This window comes from Brachyspira sp. G79 (genome assembly GCF_002379365.1).
Lineage (GTDB): Bacteria > Spirochaetota > Brachyspiria > Brachyspirales > Brachyspiraceae > Brachyspira.
Genome location: NZ_JQIU01000008.1, coordinates 1,301,787 through 1,307,774 on the forward strand (window position 1 = coordinate 1,301,787; position 5,988 = coordinate 1,307,774).

Genomic DNA, 5,988 nt, shown 5'->3' on the forward strand with positions numbered 1-5,988 from the left:
ATTGAACTTATTAATAGTTCTTTTTTGAAAAATTCAAATATAATATTATCAACCCTATATTGGAAAGATGATGTTTCACCTGAATATGGAGATAGACCTCAAGAAATAATAAATAATCAAATAGTAAGAAGTGCTGATTTTATAATAGCTATATTTGGAGAAAAAATAGGTAGCGATACAGGTAAATTTAGGTCTGGTACTATAGAAGAAATTAATGAGATAATAAAAAAATCAAGTAAAAAAGTTTTTGTATATTTTTCTAATAAACCAATTGATAGAAATAAAATATATGAAGTTTCTGAGAATTTACAAGAGATTGAAAAATTTAAAAATGAGTATGGGAATTATGGAATATATGATTCTTACAATGATGATAGAGAATTTAAGGAGAAAATAAAAAAACAATTAAATAAATTAGTTCTATATATTATGGATAATGATTACAACAATCAATACAAAGAAAAAGAAAATAATCAAAAAATGTATAAGTTATTAAAAAGAATGAAAAACAAATCATATTTTCATATTTTGTTATTTTTTTCTATAGTATTTATAAAGATTGTTTCAATTATAGATACTATTCCAGAAACTTATAAGGGATTTATATATTTATTAATATGCTTTTGTAATTGTTATATATTTTTTATGATACATTTTGTACATGATTGATATTCATTGTTCAATGTTTGATAATCAGCCGCATACCTAAAGGTACTTCCTTCGGTCGCGTTAGGGGGGCGTTTTATGAGGCGTATGGGAATACTGAAGTAAGAGATGCAAAACTGTATTGAAAATAGGTATCATAAAATAATAAAAAATGAAACAGTATAAATATTTATTGATATAGTTTTAAAAATAAGTGTAATATTTTTAGTAGTGATTAATTTTTTATCTAATAATATAGATTGATTTTTTTTATCTAATATTATAATATATTTTTGGTATTTATTATCAAATACTACATTTGTAAATAATTTTGAGGAAATATAAAATTGAAAATAAGAGAACTATCTAGGATAAGCGGAATTTCGCCTGCTACTATCTCTAGAATGCTAAAAGACCCAAATTCTGTAAAAGAATCTACAAGAAATAAAGTTAACAATATATTAAAAAATAACGGCATGGATAAATGCTTTGGTATAAAATGTGTAAAAAGAGTAATATTAGTTATACCAGATTTAAGCAATACTTTTTATTTGGATTTGTTTAACGGAATAGTTTCAGTTGTTCAAAAAAATAATATACCTTTTGAAATATATTTAACTAATGAATCTATAGAAGAAGAAATAAAAATTTTCTCTCGAATAGAAGAAGATAAAGGTATAGGTGTAATATGGGTTCCAGCTTCAGATAAAAGGGATAAACTGCCTTATAATAAAAATACTAATATCATATCATTGGTTGATAGAAATTTGGAATTTGAAGATATATATATAAAAAATTTGTCTAATAACTTCAGTGCTGCAAAAAAAGCTACGGATTTATTGATAGAAGGCGGAGCTAGAAATCCCATCATAATAACAGGAAGTTTGAATCTAAGCAATGCCCAAGAAAGAAAAGATGGATTTTTGGAAAGCATAAAAAATCATAACTTGGATAATGGTATTAATAGAGTTTATTATGGAGATTTTAATAACAGCTACAGCGGATATGATATGATAAAAACTTTAGTAAAAGAAAAAGTTGAATTTGATTCTATCTTGGCAGCCAATCAAATATTAGCAATAGGGATATTAAAAGCTCTAAGAGAATTAAAATTATCAATACCAAATGATGTATCAATAATTACTTTCGATAAATTAGTAAATCTTTATCAGTCATTATACTATGAAAATGATAATATATCAGAAGTTGTATTCCCTGCTTTTGATATAGGAGTTAATGCTACAACTGTACTGCTTGAACAAAAAAGCCTTAATACTCCAAAACAGATATATAACTATTCTGCACAGTTTAATTTAAGAGGAAGCGAAAAAAAATAATTTTTAATATATAACCTTAATATTATATTGTTGTTATTAATATGTTCTATGCTATAATTAAATAAACTCTATACTTGGAAACAAATATGAATAACAAACTTATAGAAAGAAGTATGTTAAATAACGTACTGTCAGAATATAGGAAAGAAAATAAAAAAATAGTATTTACAAACGGATGTTTTGATATACTTCATCGCGGACATGTTCAATATTTACAAAAGGCAAGAGAACTTGGAGATTTACTTGTACTAGGACTTAACAGCGATAATTCTGTCAAACGCTTAAAAGGTAATGACAGACCAATCAACAATGAAACAGACAGAGCTATTATTTTATCAGCTTTGGAGTGCATTAATTATATATCGATATTTGATGAAGATACGCCTCTTGAACTCATAAAAATAGTAAAGCCCGATATATTAGTAAAAGGCGGAGATTATAAAATAGAAGATGTTGTAGGCAGAGAGTTTGCTAAGGAAACTGTGCTCATAGATTTTGTGGACGGATATTCTACTACCAATATTATAAAAAAAATTAACAGTTAAAATAAAATTATAGGAGTTATTAGTATGATTATAGTAACAGGAGGAGCTGGATTTATAGGCTCTAATATTGTAAGAGGATTAAACAATTTGGGCATTGATGATATATTAATAGTAGATAATCTTAAAAATGCCTCAAAACACAAAAATTTAAATAGAATTAAGTTTAAAGATTATATGGATAAAGAGGATTTTGATGCAGCCTCTTTTGTAAATGGAAATAAAATAGAAGCAATATTTCATCAAGGTGCTTGTTCTGATACTATGGAGACAGACGGTAAATATATGATGAAAAATAATTATGAATATACTAAAAATATTTTACATGTATGTTTAGATAAGAAAATAAGACTTTTTTATGCTTCAAGTGCTTCAGTATATGGAAACGGAGATAACGGCTTTGAAGAAAACGAAAAAAATGAATATCCTTTAAATGTTTATGCTTTTTCCAAATATCAGTTTGACAGATATTTAAATAAATTATTCAAAGAAAATAAAGTTCAAAGTCAAGTAGTAGGGCTTAGATATTTTAATGTTTACGGTCCGCAGGAAAATCATAAAGGAAGAATGGCATCTGTTGCTTTTCATTTGTTTAATCAAATAAAGGCAGGAGAAAAAATGAAAATATTTGAAGGAAGTGAAAACTTTTTAAGAGATTTTATACATATTGATGATGTAGTATCAGTTAATAATTTCTTCTTTGAAAATGAAAATAAATCTGGTATATTTAACTGCGGTACTGGAAATGCTGAAAGTTTTGTAGAAATAGCAAAGGCTTTAAGAGAAATTTATAAATCTTCTGAAATAGAATATATAGGATTTCCAGATGCTTTAAAAGGCAAATACCAGAAATACACTCAAGCAGATTTGAAAAAATTGAGAGCAACTGGATATAATAAAGATTTTATGAATGTTAATACAGGCGTAAAAAAATATGCTGAAGTTTTGGAAAAAAGCGGCGGATATTTAATGTAAATAATAAAAAAGCATAAAAATACTTTTACTATTATAAAATGCGATGCTTTTATATATTATATAAAGTTTATATTAGGATTTGTATTATGAAAAAAGCTATATTTATTTTAGTATGTATGATGATATCAGCATTACCTTTGTTTTCGCAAGACCCTGAAGAGGCAGCCAAATTATTTGAATTAATAAATGCCGAGAGAAAAAAAGCTGGACTTTATGAGTACCAAACAAATGAAGAACTTCAAAATGCAGCAGCAGTAAGAGCCGAAGAAATATCAAAAGTTTTTGAATCAAAAAGACCAGACGGAAGCGAAATGCATACCATATATGCAGAAAACGGTATAAGAGTTGCATATTACGGCGAATCTATAAGAACAGGCTATGAAACAGCAAGCGGCATATTCAAAGCTATGATTAAAGACCCAAGCGATTCATCTTCTATATTAGATATGGATTATACTCATATAGGCATTGGAATATACAAAAATGCTAAAAACACATATTGGGCTATACTTTACTGTTCATTAGCAGAATAAATATTTTAGGAGTAAAACTTATGAAAAAAATTATTTTTATTTTTTGTATGATAATCTCAATAATCTTTATATCATGCGAAGATGACAAGGTGGAAAATAAAATTGATAAAGTAACTGACAAAATAGAAAAGTCAATGGATAAAGCCGAAGAAAATATGGAAAAAGCAGGTGAGAAAGCTGAAAAGGCATTAGATGAAGCAGGAGAAAAAATAGAGAATCTTTTTGATTGATTATTAATATTTTGTTGTGAAAATAAAAAAGGCTTAAGTTTTTAATTGAACTCAAGCCTTTTATTATTTTTACTTTATCATAATTATTATTTTTTTATAAATTTTAAAGACTCTGGATTTTCAAATTTTACTGTAATTAATGAATAGTCAATTTGGTTTGTATATGATATATCTTTAATTATTTCTTGAATATAATTATTAATAGTATTATAATCTTTGTAATCTACATTTAGCCTTTTGGTTTCCATTGTAATGGCATTATTTTCAAATCTTAAAGTAGATTTTGTATATATATTATAATATTTCAAAGTTTCTGCCACTAAAATACTTTCTGCATCGCTAGTAGTCATTTGACCTGAAGACAATGAATTATTTTCTAAAGAACCTTCATTTAATAGATATTCATTTTCAGATAATTTTATCAATTTGTCAGTATAATTTTGTTCTAAACTAGTATTACCATTTTGTATTCTTTTTAGACTTACATGACCATCAGACTTTATTTCAATTTCAGTATTCGGAGTACCCTCCAAGTAATATATACCTGCATAATCGCTTGGCATATATCCGCTTACTTCTTTCAAACTTCCGCTTACACTATTATCATTAATTTTACCAGATAATGATAAACTTCCGTCGCTTAAATTAAGTGATACATCTACAGTGTTAATATCAGAAGCACTTTGAGCATACATTACTGATTTTGCAGCTGCTGATGAAGTATCATATTTTATAGTAGGCATTTGTCCTTTTATTTGGTACTGTGAATCGGATATTTTTGTAACCATTTCTTTTTTTATAGTTAATAAAACATTATCCATATTCATATAAATACTTCCATCTTCATTGATAGATAAAGCAGAAGCATTACCAAATGTTCCGAATGCGAAATTACCTGTAAAGGATTGAGAATGCCCTGTATTGTTATTAGTAGTATTTGGGGCTGTAGGTTTCTTTTCACAGCCAATGCCTAATATAGATAATAGCATTATCAATGTAAATAAAAGTTTTTTCATATTTTTCTCCTTAAAAATATATTTATTAAATTTTTATTAATTAAAATTTTTGCAATGACAAAAGATAAGATATTATTAATTAAGTATTTATTTTTAATTGATACATTATTATTAAAAACTATAAATTTATAGTGGAGCTTGGAGCTTGGAGCTTGGAGCTTGGAGCTTGGAGCTTGGAGCTTGGAGCTTGGAGCTTGGAGCTTGGAGCTTGGAGATAATTATATTATTGATAAAATTATACATAGAGATATTATATATTTATATTTTGTTATGTCAATATTTCTTATGAAAGTTTTAAATATTATAATAGAATACAATAAACTAACTCATAGATTTTTATTTAGTAATATGTGTATAAATAAATGTAGTATAAAAAATAAAAGACTTAATTTTTAATAACTCAATCCTTTTATTATTGCTAATTCATTATAATTTATTATTTTTTAATATATTGTTAAATTCTTCATTAAAGTTATTAAATAATGAATTTGGTTCTGGTTTTACATTCCATTGATTATGCCAATGATATGCATAGCTTCCAGTAAAAAAATCTTTATAAGATTTTATATTTCCAGAATAATTTTTAAAAAAATCTTCAAAAGATAATATTGGATAATCATATTTTGTTTTATCTTTCATATTCCAAATAGGATCAAAATATGCACAAGGAAGTACAGTCAAATCTTTTAATTCTAAATTGGAAAAATTAA

8 protein-coding genes and 1 pseudogene are annotated in these 5,988 nt (G+C 25.8%); 7 read left to right on the forward strand and 2 right to left on the reverse strand.

Features of this window, described 5'->3' with window-relative positions:
- The 6 genes and pseudogenes from KQ44_RS07095 to KQ44_RS07120 all read left to right on the forward strand — a co-directional run.
- Positions 1–669: pseudogene (locus KQ44_RS07095) on the forward strand (hypothetical protein); the annotation flags it as partial.
- Positions 670–992: 323 nt separating this feature from the next.
- Positions 993–1,982 (forward strand): LacI family DNA-binding transcriptional regulator, encoded by a 990-nt coding sequence (locus tag KQ44_RS07100; protein WP_096736829.1) that lies wholly within the window; start codon positions 993–995, stop codon positions 1,980–1,982.
- An 86-nt stretch (positions 1,983–2,068) separates the two neighbouring features.
- Positions 2,069–2,527: a D-glycero-beta-D-manno-heptose 1-phosphate adenylyltransferase gene (gene rfaE2, locus KQ44_RS07105; RefSeq protein WP_096736830.1), complete on the forward strand. Its 459-nt coding sequence runs from the start codon at positions 2,069–2,071 to the stop codon at positions 2,525–2,527.
- 24 nt (positions 2,528–2,551) lie between these two features.
- A complete protein-coding gene (gene rfaD, locus KQ44_RS07110; protein WP_096736831.1) occupies positions 2,552–3,499 on the forward strand; it encodes an ADP-glyceromanno-heptose 6-epimerase in 948 nt (315 codons plus the stop codon).
- Positions 3,500–3,585: 86 nt separating this feature from the next.
- The gene (locus KQ44_RS07115; RefSeq protein ID WP_096736832.1) at positions 3,586–4,032 is read left to right on the forward strand and encodes a CAP domain-containing protein; all 447 of its coding nucleotides are present in this window, start codon (positions 3,586–3,588) and stop codon (positions 4,030–4,032) included.
- 20 nt (positions 4,033–4,052) lie between these two features.
- Positions 4,053–4,262, forward strand: coding sequence for a hypothetical protein (locus KQ44_RS07120; RefSeq protein WP_013114946.1), 210 nt, complete (start codon positions 4,053–4,055; stop codon positions 4,260–4,262).
- An 86-nt stretch (positions 4,263–4,348) separates the two neighbouring features.
- Here KQ44_RS07120 and KQ44_RS07125 read toward each other — a convergent pair whose 3' ends face one another.
- Positions 4,349–5,278, reverse strand: a complete 930-nt coding sequence (locus tag KQ44_RS07125) for a hypothetical protein (RefSeq protein ID WP_096736833.1) — start codon at positions 5,276–5,278, stop codon at positions 4,349–4,351.
- Between the two features lie 138 nt (positions 5,279–5,416).
- Between KQ44_RS07125 and KQ44_RS07130 the strand changes: the two genes are divergently transcribed.
- Positions 5,417–5,674 carry a hypothetical protein gene (locus tag KQ44_RS07130; protein ID WP_143277851.1) on the forward strand — a complete coding sequence of 86 codons (258 nt, stop codon included), beginning with the start codon at positions 5,417–5,419 and terminating at the stop codon, positions 5,672–5,674.
- A 30-nt stretch (positions 5,675–5,704) separates the two neighbouring features.
- On the opposite strand, the gene KQ44_RS07135 is transcribed toward KQ44_RS07130, so the two are convergent.
- A partial coding sequence (locus KQ44_RS07135; protein ID WP_205676555.1) for a hypothetical protein occupies positions 5,705–5,988 on the reverse strand: 284 nt, incomplete at its 5' end.